Origin of the sequence: Salmonella sp. SAL00653 (genome assembly GCF_046552515.1) — a bacterium.
Lineage (GTDB): Bacteria > Pseudomonadota > Gammaproteobacteria > Enterobacterales > Enterobacteriaceae > Salmonella > Salmonella enterica.
Map to the genome: position 1 here is coordinate 56722 of NZ_JBGDTY010000011.1, position 23020 is coordinate 79741.

18 protein-coding genes and 6 tRNA genes are annotated in these 23020 nt (G+C 53.4%); 21 read left to right on the forward strand and 3 right to left on the reverse strand.

Annotation, left to right across the window (positions count from 1 at the left end; genetic code table 11):
* Positions 1-129: 129 nt before the first annotated feature.
* Positions 130-1797, reverse strand: coding sequence for a glutamine--tRNA ligase (glnS, locus tag ACLJRU_RS13920; protein ID WP_001539468.1), 1668 nt, complete (start codon positions 1795-1797; stop codon positions 130-132).
* A 210-nt stretch (positions 1798-2007) separates the two neighbouring features.
* Positions 2008-3960, reverse strand: coding sequence for a PTS N-acetyl glucosamine transporter subunit IIABC (gene nagE / locus ACLJRU_RS13925; protein WP_001023068.1), 1953 nt, complete (start codon positions 3958-3960; stop codon positions 2008-2010).
* Positions 3961-4286: 326 nt separating this feature from the next.
* Here nagE and nagB point away from each other — a divergent pair, with 326 nt between their 5' ends.
* From nagB to ACLJRU_RS13980, 11 genes are all read left to right on the forward strand, one after another.
* Positions 4287-5087, forward strand: coding sequence for a glucosamine-6-phosphate deaminase (gene nagB / locus ACLJRU_RS13930; RefSeq protein WP_001237059.1), 801 nt, complete (start codon positions 4287-4289; stop codon positions 5085-5087).
* A gap of 59 nt (positions 5088-5146) precedes the next feature.
* A complete protein-coding gene (gene nagA, locus ACLJRU_RS13935; protein ID WP_001539466.1) occupies positions 5147-6301 on the forward strand; it encodes an N-acetylglucosamine-6-phosphate deacetylase in 1155 nt (384 codons plus the stop codon).
* 4 nt (positions 6302-6305) lie between these two features.
* Complete coding sequence (nagC, locus tag ACLJRU_RS13940; protein ID WP_000187578.1) at positions 6306-7526, forward strand: DNA-binding transcriptional regulator NagC; 1221 nt, start codon at positions 6306-6308, stop codon at positions 7524-7526.
* A 46-nt stretch (positions 7527-7572) separates the two neighbouring features.
* The gene (nagD, locus tag ACLJRU_RS13945) at positions 7573-8325 is read left to right on the forward strand and encodes a ribonucleotide monophosphatase NagD (RefSeq protein ID WP_023234735.1); all 753 of its coding nucleotides are present in this window, start codon (positions 7573-7575) and stop codon (positions 8323-8325) included.
* 289 nt (positions 8326-8614) lie between these two features.
* Positions 8615-10279 carry an asparagine synthase B gene (gene asnB, locus ACLJRU_RS13950; RefSeq protein ID WP_000337041.1) on the forward strand — a complete coding sequence of 555 codons (1665 nt, stop codon included), beginning with the start codon at positions 8615-8617 and terminating at the stop codon, positions 10277-10279.
* A gap of 221 nt (positions 10280-10500) precedes the next feature.
* Positions 10501-10577, forward strand: a tRNA-Met gene (locus ACLJRU_RS13955).
* Positions 10578-10585: 8 nt separating this feature from the next.
* Positions 10586-10670 (forward strand) — tRNA-Leu (locus ACLJRU_RS13960).
* Between the two features lie 133 nt (positions 10671-10803).
* A tRNA-Gln gene (locus ACLJRU_RS13965) sits at positions 10804-10878 on the forward strand.
* A 15-nt stretch (positions 10879-10893) separates the two neighbouring features.
* Positions 10894-10970: transfer RNA gene (locus ACLJRU_RS13970), tRNA-Met, on the forward strand.
* Between the two features lie 46 nt (positions 10971-11016).
* Positions 11017-11091 (forward strand) — tRNA-Gln (locus ACLJRU_RS13975).
* A gap of 43 nt (positions 11092-11134) precedes the next feature.
* Positions 11135-11209, forward strand: a tRNA-Gln gene (locus ACLJRU_RS13980).
* Positions 11210-11339: 130 nt separating this feature from the next.
* On the opposite strand, the gene ubiF is transcribed toward ACLJRU_RS13980, so the two are convergent.
* Positions 11340-12515 carry a 3-demethoxyubiquinol 3-hydroxylase gene (gene ubiF / locus ACLJRU_RS13985; RefSeq protein ID WP_001539461.1) on the reverse strand — a complete coding sequence of 392 codons (1176 nt, stop codon included), beginning with the start codon at positions 12513-12515 and terminating at the stop codon, positions 11340-11342.
* A 143-nt stretch (positions 12516-12658) separates the two neighbouring features.
* On the opposite strand from ubiF, the gene miaB reads away from it, so the two are divergent.
* The 10 genes from miaB (at position 12659) to rihA (ending at position 22966) form a co-directional block, all read left to right on the forward strand.
* Positions 12659-14083: a tRNA (N6-isopentenyl adenosine(37)-C2)-methylthiotransferase MiaB gene (gene miaB / locus ACLJRU_RS13990; protein WP_001519200.1), complete on the forward strand. Its 1425-nt coding sequence runs from the start codon at positions 12659-12661 to the stop codon at positions 14081-14083.
* Positions 14084-14287: 204 nt separating this feature from the next.
* Entirely contained in the window at positions 14288-15334 is a 1047-nt protein-coding gene (locus ACLJRU_RS13995; protein ID WP_001018045.1) for a PhoH family protein, read from the forward strand.
* Positions 15331-15804 (forward strand): rRNA maturation RNase YbeY, encoded by a 474-nt coding sequence (gene ybeY / locus ACLJRU_RS14000; protein ID WP_000084477.1) that lies wholly within the window; start codon positions 15331-15333, stop codon positions 15802-15804. The genes ACLJRU_RS13995 and ybeY overlap by 4 nt, the downstream gene beginning before the upstream one ends.
* A gap of 157 nt (positions 15805-15961) precedes the next feature.
* Entirely contained in the window at positions 15962-16840 is an 879-nt protein-coding gene (corC, locus tag ACLJRU_RS14005) for a CNNM family magnesium/cobalt transport protein CorC (RefSeq protein WP_001278615.1), read from the forward strand.
* Between the two features lie 19 nt (positions 16841-16859).
* Complete coding sequence (gene lnt / locus ACLJRU_RS14010; protein ID WP_023236316.1) at positions 16860-18398, forward strand: apolipoprotein N-acyltransferase; 1539 nt, start codon at positions 16860-16862, stop codon at positions 18396-18398.
* Positions 18399-18752: 354 nt separating this feature from the next.
* Positions 18753-19661: an amino acid ABC transporter substrate-binding protein gene (locus ACLJRU_RS14015; protein WP_023234734.1), complete on the forward strand. Its 909-nt coding sequence runs from the start codon at positions 18753-18755 to the stop codon at positions 19659-19661.
* Between the two features lie 158 nt (positions 19662-19819).
* Positions 19820-20560 carry a glutamate/aspartate ABC transporter permease GltJ gene (gltJ, locus tag ACLJRU_RS14020; protein ID WP_000020930.1) on the forward strand — a complete coding sequence of 247 codons (741 nt, stop codon included), beginning with the start codon at positions 19820-19822 and terminating at the stop codon, positions 20558-20560.
* Complete coding sequence (gltK, locus tag ACLJRU_RS14025; protein ID WP_000272799.1) at positions 20560-21234, forward strand: glutamate/aspartate ABC transporter permease GltK; 675 nt, start codon at positions 20560-20562, stop codon at positions 21232-21234. The genes gltJ and gltK overlap by 1 nt, the downstream gene beginning before the upstream one ends.
* Complete coding sequence (gene gltL / locus ACLJRU_RS14030; protein ID WP_000631369.1) at positions 21234-21959, forward strand: glutamate/aspartate ABC transporter ATP-binding protein GltL; 726 nt, start codon at positions 21234-21236, stop codon at positions 21957-21959. Before gltK ends, gltL begins: the two co-directional genes overlap by 1 nt.
* Positions 21960-22075: 116 nt before the next feature.
* Positions 22076-22966, forward strand: coding sequence for a pyrimidine-specific ribonucleoside hydrolase RihA (rihA, locus tag ACLJRU_RS14035; RefSeq protein ID WP_023234733.1), 891 nt, complete (start codon positions 22076-22078; stop codon positions 22964-22966).
* Positions 22967-23020: the final 54 nt, after the last annotated feature.

Below are 23020 nucleotides of genomic sequence, written 5' to 3' on the forward strand. Positions count from 1 at the left end.
CAATAATTTTCAGAAAATAATTAATTCGCCTCGCAAAAAAGAGAATCGACTTAGAAATGCAGAGAAAAAACGCCGCAGAACGCGGCGTTGATAAGGTATTTTTACAGCATTCGCCTGTAGGCGCAGTGCTTACTCGCCCGCTTTCGCCCAGGTATCACGCAGGCCCACGGTGCGGTTAAAGACCAGCTTATCGGCCGTTGCATAGCAGCTGTCGAGGCAGAAGTAGCCTTCACGTTCAAACTGGAAAGCTTTTCCTGCTACCGCCGCTTTCAGCGACGGCTCGCCATACCCCTGCTTAATCACTAATGATTCGGGGTTGATAACAGACAGGAAGTCCTCCGCGGTGCCCGGATTCGGCACGCTGAACAGACGGTCGTAGAGACGAATTTCAATCGGCAGCGCATGTGCTGCGCTAACCCAATGGATTACGCCTTTCACTTTACGCCCGTCAGCCGGATCTTTACTCAGCGTATCGGCATCATAGGTACAGAAGATGGTGGTGATATTCCCTTCGGCATCCTTCTCTACGCGCTCCGCTTTAATGACGTAGGCATTACGCAGACGCACTTCTTTGCCCATCACCAGACGCTTGTACTGCTTGTTCGCTTCTTCGCGGAAATCTGCGCGATCGATCCAGATCTCACCGCTAAACGGCACTTCACGGCTGCCCATCTCCGGTTTATTCGGATGGTTAGGCATGGTAACCATTTCGCTCTCACCCTGCGGGTAGTTTTCGATAACCAGTTTTACCGGATCGATTACCGCCATTGCGCGCGGCGCGTTTTCGTTCAGATCTTCGCGAATGCAGGATTCCAGCGACGCCATCTCAATGGTGTTGTCCTGCTTGGTGACGCCGATGCGTTTGCAGAACTCCCGAATGGAGGCCGCGGTATAGCCGCGACGGCGCAGACCGGAAATAGTCGGCATACGCGGATCGTCCCAGCCTTCGACGTGTTTGTCGGTCACCAGCAGATTCAGCTTACGCTTGGACATCACGGTGTATTCCAGATTCAGGCGCGAGAATTCGTACTGGCGCGGGTGAACCGGAATGGTGATGTTGTCCAGCACCCAGTCGTACAGACGACGGTTATCCTGGAACTCCAGCGTACACAGAGAATGAGTAATGCCTTCCAGCGCATCGCTGATGCAATGAGTAAAGTCGTACATCGGATAGATGCACCACTTGTTGCCAGTCTGATGATGCTCGGCGAATTTAATGCGATACAGCACCGGATCGCGCATCACGATAAACGGCGACGCCATGTCGATTTTAGCGCGCAGACAGGCTTTACCCTCTTCAAAACCGCCGGTACGCATTTTTTCAAATAGCGCGAGGTTCTCTTCCACGCTGCGATCGCGGAACGGGCTGTTTTTACCCGGCGCGGTCAGCGTACCGCGGTATTCACGGATCTGCTCCGGCGTCAGCTCATCAACGTAGGCCAGGCCTTTATTGATTAGCTCGACCGCATAGGCGTGCAGTTGGTCAAAGTAATCGGAGGAGTAGCGAATATCGCCAGACCAGTGAAAGCCTAACCACTCGACGTCGTTTTTGATCGAATCAACGTACTCGATATCTTCTTTTACCGGGTTGGTGTCATCGAAACGCAGGTTGCACTGGCCCTGATAATCTTGCGCGATGCCAAAGTTCAGGCAGATAGATTTCGCGTGGCCGATATGCAGATAGCCATTCGGCTCCGGCGGAAAACGGGTATGGACAGTGGTATGTTTACCACTCGCCAGATCTTCATCAATAATCTGACGAATAAAGTTAGTCGGGCGGGCTTCAGCCTCACTCATCGTGGATTCCTCAAAGCGTAAACAACGTATAACGGCATATGATCTTATAAGCCGGACAGACTGACAACCTTTAGTTACTTAAAAAGTGGCTTTGCAGAAAATATTGGGGCTAATTGCGGTAAAAAAAAGCGGCGAAGGTTTCCCTCTGCCGCTTATGTTTTCTGTGATATCGCCGGATGGCGTCTTACGCCTTATCCGGCCAGGAAGCGATTATTTGCTCTTGATCTCGTACAGCGGCGTTTTACCCGCTACCACGTGACCATCCGCTTTGATGACCAGAGCGCTGAAGTCATCGCTGTTGCTGCAAACAACCGGGCTTATCATGGAACGCGCATTGGCATTCAGGAAGTCCAGATCCAGTTCCAGCACCGGCTGACCCGCCGTGACTTCCGCACCCTCTTCTACCAGACGCTTAAAGCCCTGACCGTTCAGCGCGACGGTATCGATACCCATATGGACAACGATCTCCGCGCCTTTTTCGGTTTCCAGACAGAACGCGTGGTTAGTGTTGAAGATTTTCACGATAGTACCCGCCGCCGGAGAAACCACGGTTTTATCGGTGGGTTTCACCGCCACGCCATCGCCGACCGCTTTGCTGGCGAAAGCTTCATCCGGTACCTGATCCAGCGCCACTACCTCACCGGTAATCGGAGAGACCAGTTCAGCGATAGTTACCGCATTCGGCACCGCCTGGGGTTTGGCCGCCGGAGCAGGTGTTGCAACGTGAGCCGCATCAGCAGACGCTGCCGCGACCGGTCCCCGCGCCACCACTTTCTTCATTTCATCGCCAATCGATTCCGCTTTCGCGCCGACAATAACCTGAATGGTCTGTTTGTTCAGTTTCACCACGCCGGAAGCGCCGAGGCGTTTGCAGGCCGCATCGTTAACGCGAGCAGAGTCATTCACGGTCAGGCGCAGACGGGTAATACACGCATCGATCGCTTTCAGGTTGTCCGTACCGCCAACCGCAGCAATATAGCTGGTCGCCAGTTGCGTTAACCCTTCTTCGGTGTTGCTGTTGGCTTCTTCCGTTACCATCTCATCAACTTTATCTTCGCGGCCCGGCGTTTTCAGGTTAAACATACGAATAACCGCGCTGAACAGCAGGAAGTAGATGATAAAGAATACAACGCCCATCACCAGCAACATCCAGACGTTATTGCTGGCCGCTGGCAGGTTATACATCAGAACATAGTCGATCGCGCCTGCCGAGAAAGAGAAGCCCGCATGGATACCCAGCAACGTCGCGACGAACAGGCTGATACCGGTCAAAATGGCGTGCAGGAGGTACAGCAGCGGCGCCAGGAACATAAACAGGAATTCCAGCGGCTCGGTTACGCCGGTCAGAAACGCGGTGATCGCGACAGACAGCAGCATACCGCCCACCATCGGACGACGTTCTTTCGGCGCGGCGAAATACATCGCCAGAGCGGCGCCCGGCAGACCAAACATCATGATCGGGAAGAAGCCGGACATAAACATCCCCGCCGTGCCGTCGCCAGCATAGAAGCGGTTGATATCGCCGTGGAATACAGTGCCTGCGGCATTGGTGAATTCGCCAATCTGGAACCAGGCGATGGTGTTCAGTACCTGATGCAGACCGGTGGGGATCAGCAGACGGTTGATGAAGCCAAAGATACCGGAACCCAACGCGCCTGCGGAAACGATCCATTCACCGCCCGCATGGATGCCATGCTGTACCGGCGGCCAGACGTAACCGAAAATAGCGGCCAGCACCAGACAGAAAAAGCCCGTTGCGATCGGTACAAAACGTTTTCCACCGAAGAAACTGAGAAAATCAGGCAGTTTGATACCAGACCAGCGATTATAAACCGCGCCGCCGACCAGACCGGTAATAATCCCCGCCAGCACGCCCATGTTGATTTCCGGGTTAATCGTCACCATCGCTTTGGTCATGACGAAGTAACCCACGGCTCCCGCCAGCGCTGCCGCGCCTGCGCTATCTTTAGACCAACTGGAGGCCACGCCGATAGCGAAAACCAACGCCAGGTTATCGAAAATAGACCCGCCCGCTTGCGCGATAAACGGCATATTCAGCAAATCTGGTTGGCCGAATCGCAGCAACAACGCTGCCACCGGCAACACGGCGATAGGGAGCTGCAACGCCCTACCCAGCCGCTGGAAAAAACCTAAAATATTCATCTTATTCCCCCTACGAGACGCCGATATGGCTTCTTTGAAGCCGTTTTTTATTGTGCTGCAAACGTTAAAAACGTGATGTTCTGTAATCGAACGGTGAGATCATCTTCTGCAGAGTGTGTGGAAAATTAATTCGCCTCGCAAATTAAATGGGTGTTTTTTGTGATTATAATCACTAAATATCGTAATTACCCCCACCATCCACTGGCTAACACGGAAAACTTATTTTATGATTCAAAAAATCAGGACGGATTGAACACGAACCCTGGATATCCAGGTTACGCTTAATACGATCCACCAAATTTTGACATTGATTATTGAGGTGAAGAATGAGACTGATCCCCCTGAGTACCGCAGAACAGGTTGGCAAATGGGCCGCTCGCCATATCGTTAACCGTATTAATGCGTTCAAACCGACCGCCGATCGTCCGTTTGTCCTTGGGCTGCCTACCGGCGGCACGCCGCTAACGGCGTACAAAGCGCTGGTTGAGATGCACAAAGCGGGCGAGGTCAGCTTTAAGCATGTGGTCACCTTTAATATGGACGAATATGTTGGCCTGCCGAAAGAGCACCCGGAAAGCTACCACAGCTTTATGCATCGTAACTTTTTCGATCACGTTGATATTCCAGCAGAAAACATCAATCTTCTCAACGGTAACGCACCGGATATCGATGCGGAATGCCGTCAATATGAAGAAAAAATTCGTTCTTACGGTAAAATCCATCTGTTTATGGGCGGCGTCGGCAACGACGGTCACATCGCCTTTAACGAACCGGCGTCTTCCCTGGCTTCCCGTACCCGTATCAAAACGTTAACCCATGATACTCGCGTAGCGAACTCCCGCTTCTTTGACGGTGACGTAAACCAGGTGCCGAAATACGCGCTGACGGTAGGCGTAGGCACGCTGCTGGATGCGGAAGAAGTGATGATTCTGGTGCTGGGCCATCAGAAAGCCCAGGCGCTGCAGGCGGCGGTTGAAGGCAACGTCAACCACATGTGGACCATTAGCTGCCTGCAACTCCATCCGAAAGCGGTTGTGGTATGCGATGAGCCGTCCACAATGGAACTTAAAGTTAAAACATTGAAATATTTCAATGAATTAGAAGCAGAAAATATTAAAGGTCTGTAATGTTGTCTCCGCCCCGCCAGTCAATGCGGGGCGGTAAATTTTTGATATCGGGGGTCAGAATGTATGCTTTAACCCAGGGCCGGATCTTTACCGGTCACGAAATTCTTGATGACCATGCGCTTGTTGTCGCTAATGGCCTGATTGACCGCGTTTGTCCGATGGCCGAACTGCCACCGGGAATAGAACAACGCTCATTGAATGGGGTCATTCTCTCCCCCGGTTTTATTGATGTGCAGTTAAACGGCTGCGGCGGCGTGCAGTTTAACGATACCGCAGAAGCCGTCAGCGTTGAAACGCTGGAAATTATGCAGAAAGCCAATGAAAAATCGGGCTGTACTAACTTTCTGCCAACGCTTATCACTACCAGCGATGAATTGATGAAACAGGGCATTCGCGTCATGCGCGAATACCTGGAAAAACATCCGCACCAGGCGCTGGGTCTCCACCTGGAAGGCCCCTGGCTTAATCTGGTAAAAAAAGGCACCCATAATCCTGATTTCGTGCGTAAACCAGACGCTGCGCTGGTCGATTTCTTATGCGATAATGCCGACGTCATCACCAAAGTCACTCTCGCGCCGGAAATGGTGCCTGCTGACGTAATCGCTAAACTGGCGAATGCGGGCATTGTGGTTTCCGCAGGTCACTCCAACGCGACGTTAAAAGAGGCGAAAGCGGGCTTCCGCGCCGGGATTACTTTTGCGACTCACCTGTTTAACGCGATGCCGTACATTACAGGGCGTGAGCCGGGCCTTGCTGGCGCTGTTCTGGACGAAGCGGATATTTATTGCGGCGTTATCGCCGATGGTCTGCATGTCGACTACGCCAACATTCGCAATGCCAAACGCCTTAAAGGCGACAAACTTTGTCTGGTGACAGACGCCACCGCACCGGCGGGGGCCAATATTGAGCAGTTCATTTTCGCAGGTAAAACAATATACTACCGCAATGGACTGTGTGTGGATGAAAACGGTACGTTGAGCGGTTCGTCCTTAACCATGATTGAAGGCGTACGCAACCTGGTCGCGCATTGCGGCATCGCGCTGGATGAAGTGCTGCGCATGGCAACGCTCTATCCGGCACGCGCTATCGGCGTTGATAAACATCTCGGTAGCATTGCACCGGGTAAAGTCGCCAACCTGACCGCGTTCACCCACGATTTTAAAATTATCAAGACCATCGTTAATGGTGACGAGGTCGTTGACTTGAGTAAGTGAGAATATGACACCAGGCGGACAAGCTCAGATAGGTAACGTTGATCTCGTAAAACAGCTTAACAGCGCGGCCGTTTACCGCCTGATTGACCAGCATGGTCCTATCTCGCGCATACAAATTGCCGAGCAAAGCCAGCTTGCCCCCGCCAGCGTAACGAAAATTACGCGTCAACTCATTGAACGCGGGCTGATCAAAGAAGTCGATCAGCAGGCCTCTACCGGAGGCCGCCGCGCTATCTCTATCGTCACGGAAACCCGTAACTTCCACGCCATTGGCGTTCGCCTGGGGCGTCATGACACCACTTTAACGCTCTACGATCTGAGCAGTAAAGTGGTCGCTGAGGAGCATTATCCGCTTCCGGAGCGCACCCAAGAGACGCTGGAACACGCGCTGCTCAACACCATCGCCGTCTTTATTGATAGCTGTCAGCGTAAAATTCGTGAATTGATCGCTATCTCGGTGATCCTGCCAGGGCTTGTCGATCCGGAAAGCGGCGTGATTCGTTACATGCCGCACATTCAGGTTGAAAACTGGGGACTGGTCGAAGCGCTGGAAAAACGGTTTCACGTTACCTGTTTCGTGGGACACGATATCCGTAGCCTGGCGCTGGCGGAACACTACTTCGGCGCCAGTCAGGATTGCGAGGACTCGATTCTGGTGCGTGTTCATCGTGGTACAGGCGCCGGGATTATCTCCAACGGACGCATCTTCATTGGCCGTAACGGCAACGTCGGCGAAATTGGGCATATTCAGGTGGAGCCGTTGGGCGAGCGCTGCCACTGCGGTAATTTCGGCTGTCTGGAAACCATTGCCGCCAATGCGGCGATTGAACAACGGGTGCTGAATTTGCTTAAACAAGGGTATCAAAGCCGTGTTCCGCTTGACGACTGCACGATTAAAACCATCTGTAAGGCGGCAAACCGGGGCGACAGCCTGGCCTCGGAAGTCATTGAGCATGTTGGTCGCCATTTGGGCAAAACGATCGCCATTGCTATCAACCTGTTTAATCCGCAAAAAATCGTCATTGCCGGCGAGATCATTGAAGCCGATAAAGTCCTGTTGCCCGCTATCGAAAGCTGTATCAATACTCAGGCGTTAAAGGCATTTCGCAAAAATTTGCCGGTGGTACGCTCCACGCTGGATCACCGTTCTGCTATCGGCGCATTTGCCTTAGTTAAACGCGCCATGCTCAACGGAACATTGCTGCAACGTTTGCTGGAAAGTTGATGCGCTCTTATAGTATCGGATTATTCACAAATTCCCTGGGTAGTTCATGACCATCAAGAATGTAATCTGCGATATCGACGGCGTGCTGATGCACGACAACGTAGCCGTACCCGGTGCGGCGGAATTTCTGACGGGGATTCTGGAAAAAGGTCTGCCGCTGGTGCTGCTGACCAATTACCCGTCGCAAACCGGCCAGGATCTGGCGAACCGTTTTGCTACCGCTGGCGTTAACGTGCCGGACAGCGTGTTTTATACGTCAGCAATGGCGACAGCCGATTTTCTGCGCCGTCAGGAAGGTAAGAAAGCGTATGTCGTGGGCGAAGGCGCGCTTATTCACGAGCTCTATAAAGCGGGTTTTACCATTACCGATGTGAACCCTGATTTTGTCATCGTTGGAGAGACCCGCTCCTACAACTGGGACATGATGCATAAAGCGGCATTTTTCGTCGCCAATGGCGCGCGCTTTATCGCCACCAACCCGGATACCCACGGTCGCGGCTTTTATCCGGCCTGCGGCGCGCTGTGCGCAGGCATTGAAAAAATTTCCGGCCGGAAGCCGTTTTATGTCGGCAAACCCAGCCCGTGGATCATCCGCGCGGCGTTAAACAAAATGCAGGCGCACTCGGAAGAGACCGTTATCGTCGGCGACAACCTGCGCACCGACATTCTGGCGGGGTTCCAGGCCGGTCTGGAGACCATTCTGATGCTTTCAGGCGTATCAACGATCAATGATATTGACAGTATGCCATTCCGCCCAAGCTGGATTTACCCTTCCGTCGCGGAGATAGACGTTATCTAAACCTGTCCCCTGCCCGATGACGCGCCGCTTTCAGGCCTACGGTTCGAACAACGTTGTAGGCCTGATAAGCGAAACGCCATCAGGAAAAACATAATTCAATTAAACCACGATAAAACTGAAGATCCATCAATAAATCCGCGCAATACGTAATCATTTTTCACTAATCAACAATGACGATTGCATTTTTCATTTTTCAGACCGTAATCCCCTTGCGCCTTCCACGCCTTTGCGGCATTTTTTAGTCAAGCAAATACAAAAAGTACGACGCAACAGATTAACGGAGAAGGCTATGTGTTCTATTTTCGGCGTATTCGATATCAAAACAGATGCAGCGGAACTGCGTAAAAAAGCCCTTGAACTGTCACGCCTGATGCGCCATCGCGGCCCGGACTGGTCCGGCATCTACGCTTGCGATAACGCGATTCTCGCACATGAACGCTTGTCGATTGTTGATGTTAACGCTGGCGCCCAGCCCCTGTATAACGCCAGAAAAACCCACGTACTGGCGGTGAACGGTGAAATTTATAACCATCAGACGTTACGCGCGGAGTATGGCGATCGTTACGCGTTCCAGACAGGCTCCGACTGCGAAGTTATTCTCGCGCTGTATCAGGAAAAAGGGCCGGATTTCCTTGACGATTTACAGGGGATGTTCGCCTTCGCCCTGTATGACAGCGAAAAAGACGCTTATCTGATTGGTCGTGACCATATCGGTATTATTCCGCTCTATATGGGCTATGACGAATTCGGCAACTTCTACGTAGCGTCAGAAATGAAAGCGCTGACCCCGGTCTGCCGCACCATTAAAGAGTTCCCGGCGGGCAGCTACCTGTGGAGCAAAGACGGCGAAATTCGTCAGTACTATCAGCGCGACTGGTTTGAGTTCGATGCGGTAAAAGACAACGTTACCGACAAAAACGCGCTGCGCCAGGCGCTGGAAGAATCCGTGAAAAGCCACCTGATGTCCGACGTCCCTTATGGCGTGCTGCTCTCCGGCGGTCTGGACTCGTCGGTTATTTCGGCAATCACCAAAAAATTCGCCGCCCGTCGCGTCGAAGATCAGGAGCGCTCCGAAGCCTGGTGGCCACAGTTGCACTCTTTTGCGGTCGGTCTGGAAGGTTCGCCTGACCTGAAGGCGGCCCAGGAAGTGGCTAACCACCTCGGCACCGTGCACCATGAAATTCACTTCACCGTGCAGGAAGGCCTTGATGCCATTCGTGATGTTATCTACCACATTGAAACCTATGACGTGACCACTATCCGCGCCTCAACGCCGATGTATCTGATGTCGCGTAAGATCAAAGCGATGGGCATCAAAATGGTGCTCTCCGGCGAAGGTTCCGATGAGGTGTTTGGCGGCTACCTGTACTTCCATAAAGCGCCGAACGCCAAAGAGTTACATGAAGAGACGGTCCGTAAGCTACAGGCGCTGCATATGTATGACTGCGCCCGCGCCAACAAAGCGATGTCCGCCTGGGGCGTGGAAGCGCGCGTACCGTTCCTGGATAAAAAATTCCTCGACGTGGCGATGCGTATCAACCCACAGGATAAAATGTGCGGCAACGGCAAGATGGAAAAACACGTGCTGCGCGAGTGCTTCGAGTCTTATCTGCCAGCAAGCGTCGCGTGGCGTCAGAAAGAGCAGTTCTCTGACGGCGTAGGCTACAGCTGGATCGATACGCTGAAAGAAGTGGCGGCGAAACAGATTTCCGATCAACAACTGGAAACCGCCCGCTTCCGCTTTCCATACAACACGCCGTCGTCTAAAGAGGCGTACTTGTACCGGGAAATTTTTGAAGAATTGTTCCCGGTGCCGAGCGCGGCGGAATGCGTACCCGGCGGCCCGTCCGTGGCCTGTTCTTCCGCCAAAGCCATTGAGTGGGATGAAGCATTCAAAACGATGGATGACCCGTCAGGCCGCGCGGTCGGCGTGCATCAGTCGGCGTACCAGTAAATTAACGATGACGAAAGAGCCCTTAGTGGCTCTTTTTTTATAGCAAACCACTTTCGGAAAAACGATTAATAACCAATAATTGCCGAATATTGCGCCACGCTGTTCGCAACCTAACCAAACAGACACTTTCCGACGTTTTTCGATGAAAAAGAGGTTGACGCTTCAAGGCTCAATACGCATAATGCGCCCCGCAACGCCGATAAGGTAACGCGAAAAAAGATGGCTACGTAGCTCAGTTGGTTAGAGCACATCACTCATAATGATGGGGTCACAGGTTCGAATCCCGTCGTAGCCACCATCTTTTTTGCGGGAGTGGCGAAATTGGTAGACGCACCAGATTTAGGTTCTGGCGCCGCAAGGTGTGCGAGTTCAAGTCTCGCCTCCCGCACCATTCACCGATAAGCGTTGTACGGATGGGGTATCGCCAAGCGGTAAGGCACCGGTTTTTAATACCGGCATTCCCTGGTTCGAATCCAGGTACCCCAGCCATATTTCTTCGAGTTTGCGGTTCACCGCGACGGTATTGGGGTATCGCCAAGCGGTAAGGCACCGGTTTTTGATACCGGCATTCCCTGGTTCGAATCCAGGTACCCCAGCCATCGAAGAAATCATCTGGCTACGTAGCTCAGTTGGTTAGAGCACATCACTCATAATGATGGGGTCACAGGTTCGAATCCCGTCGTAGCCACCATATTCAGAACGCGTCGAGGTATTCGACCGGTTCGAAAATAATTTGTTGGGGTATCGCCAAGCGGTAAGGCACCGGATTCTGATTCCGGCATTCCGAGGTTCGAATCCTCGTACCCCAGCCAGTTTTAAAGACGCTCTGCTGACGAGCGCAAGAAGTACGACAATTGGGGTATCGCCAAGCGGTAAGGCACCGGATTCTGATTCCGGCATTCCGAGGTTCGAATCCTCGTACCCCAGCCACCTTTAAAAAGCTCGCTTCGGCGAGCTTTTTGCTTTTCTGGCAATTCGGACAGCCTGATGGCGCTACGCTTATCAGGCCTACGGGCGAATACAGGCCGGGTAAGGTATCCGCCACCCGGCATAACACAAACTACAACCCCAACGCATACTTCAGCGCCTGACGTTTTAGCACGCCTGCGCGCTGCGCCGCCATCAGCCCCATATTGCGTAAAATACGCAGCGGCGGCAGTTCATTGCTGAACCCGGCATAGAACAGATCCATTCCACTTTGCATCATAAAATTATCTGCCATGCGCCGCGTCTGATAGCGTTTCAACACCGAATGGCTGGCCCAGGACTCGCCATAGCTACGGGCACTCGCCAGCACATCAATCAACGCATCAACATCCCGATACCCCAGGTTGACGCCCTGCCCGGCCAGCGGATGAATGGTATGCGCCGCGTCGCCTACCAGCGCCAGCCCCGGTTGCGCATACTGCAACGCGTGACGACGGGTTAGCGGAAACGCGCCCGCCGCGACAGGCATCACCGCCCCCAGACGCGCCGGAAAGTGCTGGTTAATTTCCACCTGCAATTGCGTCATCGATAAACCCTGCAACTGGCGAATACGTGCCGGAGCGTCATACCACACCAGCGACGCCCAATCATCGAACAGCGGCAAAAAGGCGCGCGGCCCCGTTGGCGTAAACTGCTGCCAGGTGCTGTCGCCTGGCGAATTTTCACACTTGACGGTGATAAGCATACACGACTGCGCATATTGCCAGGCATGAATGCCAATTCCCGCCATTTGCCGAACCTGCGAATTCGCGCCGTCGGCGCCAATCACTAACTTCGGCGTTACCCATTCGCCGTCGGCCAGTTCCAGCGCATAACCATCGTGGCGGCGGTGCAATGCCGCCAGTGAAGCCGGAACGCGCAGCGTCACGCCGGGGTGCGTTTCCAGCGCCTGCCACAGCGCCTGTTGCAGGACGTTGTTCTCTACCATATAGCCTAACAGCGGCAGCTTGAGTTCAGCGGCGTCGAACACCACATGGGCGTTTTCCCACTCCCAGGTCTCCAGTCGCCGATAAGGATGGCTACGCATCCCCTGCACCGCCTCCCAAACACCCAGCCCCTTGAGCAGCGCCACGGATGCCGAGCTAATGGCCGAAATCCGCACGTCAGGCTGGCTGTCAGCCACAAACGGCGCAGGCGCGGCATGTTCTATTACCATCACCGTAAACCCTTGCTGCGCCAGACCCAGCGCCAGCGCGCCGCCGACCATTCCCCCGCCGACAATGGCAATTTCCGTTGGTTGATTTGTCATGGTCATTCATCCTGTTACGTTTTAGACAAGTTTACAGGATTTTTTACCCATTAGGGCTGACGTCAGTCATACTGGTCACAACCGCGCCAAAGCATTACACTATGCGCCCTGCTTTTCAGCCACTATTTCGCAAGAGCAAGTCGATGACTAAAAAACTCCATATTAAAACCTGGGGCTGTCAGATGAACGAGTACGATTCATCGAAGATGGCCGATCTGCTGGACGCCACCCACGGCTATCAACTGACCGACGTGGCGGAAGAGGCGGATGTGCTGCTGTTGAATACCTGCTCAATCCGCGAGAAGGCTCAGGAAAAAGTCTTCCATCAATTAGGTCGCTGGAGACTGTTAAAAGAGAAAAATCCCGATCTGATTATCGGCGTCGGCGGCTGCGTGGCTTCCCAGGAAGGCGAGCACATTCGTCAACGCGCCCATTACGTGGACATTATTTTTGGCCCGCAAACCTTACACCGCCTGCCGGAGATGATTAACTCCGTGCGTGGCGACCGCAGCCCGGTGGTCGATATCAGCTTCCCGGAAATCGAGAAGTTCGACCGTTTGCCGGAACCGCGCGCAGAAGGCCCGACCGCTTTCGTTTCTATCATGGAAGGCTGCAATAAATATTGTACTTACTGTGTGGTACCGTATACCCGCGGTGAAGAAGTCAGCCGTCCCTCAGACGATATCCTGTTCGAAATCGCCCAGTTAGCGGCGCAGGGCGTGCGTGAGGTCAACCTGCTGGGCCAGAACGTTAACGCCTGGCGCGGAGAAAACTACGACGGCACCACCGGTACCTTTGCCGATCTGCTGCGTCTGGTTGCCGCCATCGACGGCATTGACCGTATTCGCTTTACCACCAGCCATCCGATTGAGTTCACCGACGATATTATCGAGGTGTACCGCGATACGCCGGAGCTGGTCAGTTTCCTGCATCTGCCGGTACAGAGCGGTTCCGATCGCGTGTTGAATCTGATGGGGCGCACCCACACTGCGCTGGAATATAAAGCAATCATCCGTAAACTGCGCGCGGCGCGGCCGGACATTCAGATAAGCTCTGACTTTATCGTCGGATTCCCTGGCGAAACTACCGATGATTTCGAAAAAACCATGAAGCTTATCGCTGACGTCAACTTTGATATGAGCTACAGCTTTATCTTCTCTGCGCGTCCGGGAACGCCGGCTGCCGATATGGTTGATGACGTACCGGAAGAAGAGAAGAAGCAGCGTCTGTATATTCTGCAAGAGCGTATCAATCAGCAGGCGATGGCATGGAGCCGCCGTATGCTCGGCACGACACAGCGCATTCTGGTGGAAGGCACGTCACGTAAAAACATTATGGAACTGTCTGGCCGTACCGAAAACAATCGGGTGGTGAACTTTGAAGGCACGCCGGAGATGATTGGTAAGTTTGTCGATGTGGAAATTACTGACGTCTATCCGAACTCCCTGCGCGGAAAAGTGGTGCGTACCGAAGATGAAATGGGGCTGCGCGTCGCCGAAACGCCGGAGTCCGTCATTGCCCGTACCCGTAAAGAAAATGAGCTGGGCGTAGGATTCTACCAGCCTTAACCCTGCTGAAAAGGCAATAATGCCCGATGGCGCTACGCCTGTCGGGCTTCCTGGTCATGGCCTGTCGCCCGACGGGCCTTGCAATTTTCTCTCTTCATCCCCATCTTCATTGCAATGCTTGCGCCTTTTCCCTATGGCGTGAATAATTTCCTTAGATGCCGGTAAATGTTCAGCGTCCGGCGATACAGACACAAGAGGAACAGTTTGAATATAGACACTCGCGAAATTACCCTTGAGCCCGCAGACAACGCCCGTCTGTTGAGCCTTTGCGGGCCGTTTGATGACAATATTAAACAGCTCGAACGTCGTCTCGGTATTGAAATCAACCGCCGTGACAATCACTTTAAACTGACCGGTCGTCCGATTTGCGTGACCGCGGCGACAGATATTTTGCGAAGTCTGTATGTCGATACCGCACCGATGCGCGGCCAGACTCAGGATATCGAACCGGAACAAATTCATCTGGCGATCAAAGAAGCGCGGGTGCTGGAACAGAGCGCGGAAAGCGTGCCTGACTATGGCAAAGCTATTAATATCAAAACCAAGCGCGGCGTGATTAAACCGCGTACCCCGAACCAGGCGCAGTACATCGCCAATATTCTCGATCATGATATTACCTTTGGCGTCGGCCCGGCGGGTACCGGTAAAACGTATCTTGCGGTCGCCGCTGCGGTAGACGCCCTGGAGCGCCAGGAGATTCGCCGTATTCTACTGACCCGTCCGGCGGTGGAAGCGGGCGAAAAACTCGGCTTTCTGCCAGGCGATTTAAGTCAGAAGGTGGACCCGTACCTGCGTCCGCTGTATGACGCGCTGTTCGAAATGCTCGGCTTTGAAAAAGTCGAGAAGCTGATTGAACGCAATGTGATTGAAGTCGCGCCGCTGGCCTATATGCGCGGACGCACATTAAACGACGCCTTTATCATTCTGGATGAAAGCCAGAACACCACTATCGAACAGATGAAGATGTTCCTGACGCGTATCGGCTTTAACTCGAAAGCGGTGATCACCGGCGACGTGACGCAGATTGACCTGCCACGCAACACCAAATCCGGCTTGCGTCATGCCATTGAAGTGCTGGCGGAAGTCGATGAAATCAGTTTCAACTTCTTCCACAGCGAAGACGTGGTGCGCCATCCGGTCGTTGCCCGCATTGTTAACGCCTATGAAGCCTGGGAAGAGGCCGAACAAAAACGCAAAGCGGCGTTGGCGGCAGAGCGTAAACGTGAAGCCCAGGAGCAGGAACAGAAATGAGCCAGGTGATCCTCGATTTACAGTTGGCCTGTGAAAACCACGCGGGCCTGCCGGATGAAGCTCAGTTTCAACGCTGGCTGGACGGCGTTATTCCGCAGTTTCAGGAAGAGGCGGAAGTCACAATCCGTCTGGTGGATGAGGCCGAAAGCCACGACCTTAATTTGACGTACCGCGGGAAAGATAAACCCACTAATGTTCTCTCCTTCCCGTTTGAAGCGCCCCCCGGCATTGAAATGCCGCTACTGGGCGATCTGATTATTTGCCGTCAGGTCGTGGAGCAGGAAGCGCAAGAACAGAGCAAGCCACTGGAGGCGCACTGGGCGCACATGGTCGTACACGGTAGCCTGCATTTGCTGGGTTACGATCATATCGACGATGACGAAGCGGAAGAGATGGAGTCTCTCGAAACGGAGATTATGCTTGCTATGGGCTATGAGGATCCGTACATTGCCGAGAAGATTGCAGAATAGTAGCTTGCCGGATGGCGGCGCTTGCGCCTTATCCGGCCTACATTCATGCCTTTTGTAGGCCTGATAAGCGTAGCGTCATCAGGCAAAACATGCCGTCACAGCTGAGTATACGCATGACGAGCTTTGTATTAACTAACATGAGAACCCATACGACGCCATGAGCGACGACAATTCACACAGTAGTGACACAGTAAACAGTAAAAAGGGATTTTTTTCCCTGCTACTCAGCCAGCTTTTCCACGGTGAACCTAAAAACCGTGATGAGTTGCTGGCGCTGATCCGTGATTCCGGGCAGAACGAGCTTATCGATGAAGATACGCGCGATATGCTCGAAGGCGTAATGGACATCGCCGACCAGCGCGTTCGCGATATTATGATCCCGCGCTCCCAGATGATTACCCTGAAACGCAACCAGACGCTGGACGAATGTCTCGATGTTATCATCGAGTCCGCCCACTCGCGTTTTCCGGTGATCAGCGAAGATAAAGATCACATTGAAGGGATTCTGATGGCCAAAGATTTGCTGCCGTTTATGCGCAGCGATGCCGAAGCCTTCAGCATGGACAAAGTGTTACGCACCGCGGTTGTCGTACCGGAAAGCAAACGGGTTGACCGTATGCTCAAGGAATTCCGCTCCCAGCGCTACCATATGGCCATCGTTATCGATGAGTTTGGCGGCGTTTCCGGCCTTGTGACTATCGAAGACATCCTCGAACTGATTGTCGGTGAAATTGAAGATGAGTATGACGAAGAAGACGATATCGACTTCCGTCAGCTTAGCCGCCATACCTGGACGATTCGCGCGCTGGCGTCGATTGAAGACTTCAATGACGCTTTCGGCACCCACTTCAGCGATGAAGAAGTCGATACCATCGGCGGGCTGGTGATGCAGGCGTTCGGCCATTTACCGGCCCGCGGCGAAACCATTGACATTGATGGTTACCAGTTCAAAGTGGCGATGGCCGATAGTCGTCGTATTATTCAGGTGCATGTCAGGATCCCGGATGACTCGCCCCAGCCAAAACTGGACGAATAACAGCAATAGTGGACTAAAAATGGCATTTGCCTCGTTAATTGAACGCCAGCGTATTCGCCTGCTGCTGGCGTTATTATTCGGCGCCTGCGGAACACTGGCTTTCTCTCCGTATGACGTCTGGCCCGCAGCGATAATGTCGCTTATCGGGCTGCAGGCCTTAACGTTTAATCGCCGCCCGCTCCAGTCTGCCGCCATCGGCTATTGCTGGGGACTCGGACTTTTCGGTAGCGGGATTAACTGGGTTTATGTCAGTATCGCGCAGTTTGGCGGCATGCCGGGCCCGGTTAACGTTTTTCTGGTGGTGCTGCTTGCAGCTTATCTCTCGCTGTATACCGGACTGTTTGCCGGGATTTTGTCGCGCCTGTGGCCAAAAACCAACTGGCTGCGCGTCGCTATCGCCGCGCCTGCAATATGGCAAATCACCGAATTTTTACGCGGCTGGGTGCTGACCGGCTTCCCCTGGCTGCAATTTGGCTATAGTCAGGTCGACGGCCCGCTAAAAGGCCTGGCGCCGGTAATGGGCGTCGAAGCGATCAACTTCCTGCTGATGATGGTCAGCGGCCTGTTAGCGCTGGCACTGGCGACGCGGAACTGGCGTCCGCTGGCTGTCGCCGTGATTCTGTTTGCTTTGCCCTTTCCGCTACGTTATATCCAGTGGTTTACGCTGGAACCGGCCAAAGCGACCCAGGTATCGCTGGTGCAGGGCGATATTCCGCAGTCGCTGAAGTGGGACGAAAACCAGCTACTGAATACGCTAAAAATTTATCTCAACGAAACTCGCCCAGAGTTAGGCAAATCACAGATTATTATCTGGCCTGAGTCGGCGATTCCGGATCTCGAAATCAATCAGCAGCCTTTCCTTCGTTCGCTGGACGAGATGTTACGCGAAAAAAATAGCACGCTGATCACCGGTATTGTCGATGCGCGTCTCAATAAACAGAATCGATACGACACCTACAATACGATTATTACGTTGGGCAAGGATAATCCATACAGTTATGACTCGCCCAATCGCTACAATAAAAATCACCTTGTACCCTTTGGCGAGTTCGTTCCGCTGGAGTCTATCTTGCGTCCGCTGGCGCCGTTCTTCGATCTGCCCATGTCCTCCTTTAGCCGCGGCCCTTATATCCAGCCGCAGTTACATGCGCACGACTATAAGCTGACGGCGGCAATCTGTTATGAAATTATTCTTGGCGAACAGGTGCGGGATAACTTCCGCCCGGACACCGACTATCTGCTGACGATTTCTAACGACGCCTGGTTTGGTAAGTCCATTGGCCCGTGGCAACATTTCCAGATGGCGCGGATGCGTTCGCTGGAGCTGGCGCGTCCGTTGCTGCGCAGTACCAATAACGGTATTACGGCGGTGATTGGCCCGCAGGGCGAAATCCAGGCGATGATCCCGCAGTTCACACGCCAGGTACTGACCACCCACGTCACGCCAACCACGGGGTTAACTCCCTATGCCCGTACCGGCAACTGGCCGCTATGGGTACTGACCGCGCTGTTTGCTTTTGGCGCGGTAGTGATGAGTCTGCGACAACGACGGAAATAATCTCTCCCCAAGCCGGATAGCACTTCATTTATCCGGCCTGAAAATCCTCCTTTTTCCCTCATTCTGGCACGTCTATTGCTTTGTTAAACATGGCAAACCTGTTCTGGCTGCTTGTGCAACCTGGTCGCACCAAAATCGATCATCGGTAGCACCTGAACGGTGCAATGTAGGATTTTTGCCTCTGAACGGTGCGGCGCACTTCGCAAAAATAAACAATATCGCAGCAAAATATTTACAACAAGCCACACTAAATGTTAACAAACACACATAACACTGCACGCGCAAGTTGCAGGCAATAACAACATCACAATAGCTATCAATGCGTCGACGGCGCAGATGATAAAGGAGTTGGATATGCAATTACGTAAGCTAACCACAGCAATGCTGGTCATGGGACTGTCTGCGGGCCTTGCGCACGCAGAAGATGGCGCGCCTGCCGCTGGTAGCACCCTGGACAAGATCGCTAAAAATGGCGTGATCGTCGTCGGGCATCGCGAATCTTCTGTGCCCTTTTCTTATTACGACAACCAGCAGAAAGTGGTCGGCTATTCCCAGGACTACTCCAACGCCATTGTGGAAGCGGTAAAAAAGAAACTTAACAAGCCCGATCTGCAGGTGAAGCTGATCCCGATCACCTCGCAAAACCGTATTCCGCTGTTGCAAAACGGAACCTTCGATTTTGAATGTGGTTCAACGACTAACAACCTTGAGCGCCAGAAACAGGCCGCCTTCTCCGATACGATTTTCGTCGTCGGGACGCGACTGCTGACTAAAAAAGGCGGCGATATTAAAGATTTCCCGGATCTGAGAGGCAAAGCGGTCGTCGTCACCTCCGGGACGACCTCTGAAATTCTGCTGCATAAGCTTAACGAAGAGCAAAAGATGGGGATGCGTATTATTAGCGCGAAAGACCACGGTGACTCGTTCCGCACCCTGGAAAGCGGTCGCGCCGTCGCCTTTATGATGGATGACGCGCTGCTGGCCGGCGAGCGCGCCAAAGCCAAGAAACCGGATAACTGGGAGATTGTCGGTAAACCGCAGTCCCAGGAAGCCTACGGCTGTATGCTGCGTAAAAACGACCCTGAGTTTAAAAAGCTGATGGACGATACCATCGCCCAGGCGCAAACCTCCGGCGAAGCGGAAAAGTGGTTTGATAAGTGGTTTAAAAATCCGATCCCACCGAAAAACCTGAACATGAATTTCGAGTTGTCTGACGAGATGAAAGCCCTGTTCAAAGCACCGAATGATAAAGCGCTTAACTAACTAAAACTAAATGGGACGGGACTCCTGTCCTCTCGATTGTCGCTCAGCACGGACAGACTATAAGCCTGATGGTCGTTCCCCATCGGGCCTGAAGCCGCAAATCGCCGGGCAACAATCTTCGAGGGTAGCGCTGCTACCTTTTTTTTCGGAGTAGATGTATGTCAATAGACTGGAACTGGGGTATTTTTTTACAGGAAGCCCCCTTCGGCAACACCACCTATCTCGGCTGGCTATGGAGTGGTTTTCAGGTCACCGTAGCCCTTTCGATTACCGCCTGGATTATCGCTTTCCTAGTAGGATCTATTTTCGGCATTTTACGTACCGTTCCCAACCGTTTCCTCTCCGGACTGGGCACGTTGTACGTAGAACTGTTCCGTAATGTGCCGCTGATCGTGCAATTCTTCACCTGGTACCTGGTGGTGCCTGAACTGTTGCCGGAAGATCTTGGCATGTGGTTTAAGGCAGAACTCGATCCCAATATTCAGTTTTTCCTCTCCTCAATGATCTGTCTGGGACTGTTTACCGCCGCCCGCGTTTGCGAACAGGTGCGCGCCGCGATTCAGTCTCTGCCTCGCGGGCAGAAGAACGCGGCGTTGGCGATGGGGCTAACGCTGCCGCAGGCTTATCGCTATGTCCTGCTGCCGAATGCCTATCGCGTTATCGTGCCGCCAATGACGTCAGAGATGATGAACCTGGTGAAAAACTCGGCTATTGCCTCAACCATCGGCCTGGTGGATATGGCGGCGCAGGCAGGCAAACTGTTGGATTACTCGGCGCACGCCTGGGAATCCTTCACCGCCATTACGCTGGCCTATGTGCTGATTAACGCCGTTATCATGCTGGTCATGAGCCTGGTTGAACGCAAAGTCCGCCTGCCGGGCAACGTGGGGAGCAAATAATGTACGAATTTGACTGGAGTTCGATTATCCCCTCACTGCCTTACCTGCTGGCCGGGTTGGTCATCACGCTGAAGATCACCGTCACCGCCGTTGTCGTGGGGATAGTCTGGGGAACCATTCTGGCCGTCATGCGCCTCTCAAGCTTTGCCCCTATCGCCTGGTTTGCTAAAGCGTATGTTAACGTTTTCCGTTCCATCCCGTTGGTGATGGTCTTGCTGTGGTTCTATCTGATTGTACCCGGCTTTCTGCAAAACGTGCTGGGACTATCGCCGAAAACCGATATCCGCCTGATCTCCGCGATGGTGGCATTCTCTATGTTTGAAGCGGCCTACTATTCCGAGATTATTCGCGCCGGTATTCAAAGTATTTCCCGCGGGCAGTCCAGCGCCGCGCTGGCGCTGGGGATGACCCACTGGCAGTCGATGAAGCTCATTATTCTGCCGCAGGCGTTTCGGGCGATGGTGCCGCTGTTGCTTACGCAGGGCATCGTGCTATTTCAGGACACCTCTTTAGTTTATGTACTCAGCCTGGCGGACTTCTTCCGCACCGCGTCGACTATCGGCGAGCGTGACGGAACTCAGGTCGAAATGATTCTGTTCGCCGGCGCCGTTTATTTTGTTATCAGCCTGAGCGCGTCGTTGCTGGTCAGCTATTTGAAGAAAAGGACAGTTTAATGATTACCCTGAAAAATGTTTCAAAATGGTATGGTCACTTTCAGGTGCTGACCGATTGTTCAACAGAAGTGAAAAAAGGTGAGGTGGTGGTAGTCTGCGGGCCATCGGGTTCCGGTAAATCCACGCTGATTAAGACCGTCAATGGTCTGGAACCGGTGCAAAAAGGCGAAATTACCGTTAACGGCATTATTGTGAACGACAAAAAAACCGATCTGGCGAAACTGCGTTCCCGCGTGGGCATGGTATTCCAGCACTTCGAACTATTTCCCCACCTGTCGATCATCGAAAACCTGACGCTGGCGCAGGTGAAAGTGCTGAAACGCGATAAGGCCGCCGCCCGCGATAAAGGCCTGAAGCTGTTGGAGCGCGTTGGCCTGTCTGCACATGCCAACAAGTTCCCGGCGCAGCTTTCCGGCGGCCAGCAGCAGCGCGTGGCGATCGCCCGCGCGCTATGTATGGACCCCATTGCCATGTTATTCGATGAACCGACTTCCGCGCTCGATCCGGAAATGATCAACGAGGTGCTGGACGTGATGGTCGAACTGGCGAACGAAGGGATGACTATGATGGTGGTGACGCACGAAATGGGCTTTGCCCGTAAAGTGGCTAACCGGGTGATCTTTATGGATGAAGGTAAAATCGTCGAAGATTCGCCAAAAGAGGAGTTCTTCGCTAACCCCAGTTCCGATCGCGCAAAAGACTTCCTTGCGAAAATCCTGCACTAATCTTCCCGGCGCGCACGTCAGAGTGCGCGCTATCTCACGCTTTACTTCTTCGCTTCTCGAAACGTATCCAGCCGGGCGTTAACCTTGTCACAAAGTACCGCTTACAAGGAGCCACAATGGCACTGCCCATTATTATTGATTGCGATCCGGGTCATGATGACGCGATCGCCCTCGTTCTCGCCCTCGCCTCCCCTGAACTGGAAGTGAAAGCGATCACCTCTTCCGCCGGTAACCAGACGCCGGAGAAGACCCTGCGCAACGTGCTGCGGATGCTGACACTGCTCAAACGCCCGGATATTCCGGTGGCGGGCGGCGCGGTGAAACCTCTCATGCGCGAACTGATTATCGCCGATAACGTTCACGGCGAAAGCGGCCTCGACGGCCCGGCGCTGCCCGAGCCGTCATTCGCCCCGCAAAGCGGCACTGCCGTTGAGCTGATGGCAAAAACGCTGCGCGAGAGCGCACAACCGGTCACCATCGTCTCCACTGGCCCACAGACCAACGTGGCGCTGCTGCTGAATAGCCATCCGGAACTGCATACGAAAATCGCCCGCATTGTGATCATGGGCGGCGCAATGGGATTGGGTAACTGGACGCCCGCTGCGGAATTTAATATTTACGTCGACCCGGAAGCGGCAGAAATTGTCTTCCAGTCAGGCATTCCGGTGGTGATGGCCGGGCTGGACGTCACCCATAAGGCGCAGATTCACGCCGCCGATATCGAGCGTTTCCGCGACATCGGCAATCCAATTTCGACGATCGTGGCTGAACTACTCGACTTCTTCTTTGAATATCACAAAGACGAAAAATGGGGATTTGTCGGCGCGCCGCTGCACGACCCTTGCACTATCGCCTGGCTGCTGAAACCCGAGATTTTCACCACCGTTGAGCGTTGGGTCGGCGTGGAAACCAAGGGGAAATACACCCAGGGGATGACGGTGGTGGATTATTATTTCCTGACGGGGAATAAGCCGAATGCGACGGTGATGGTGGATGTAGACCGCTAGGGATTTGTCGATTTGCTGGCGGAGCGGCTGCAATACTACGCATAAAGCGCAAAG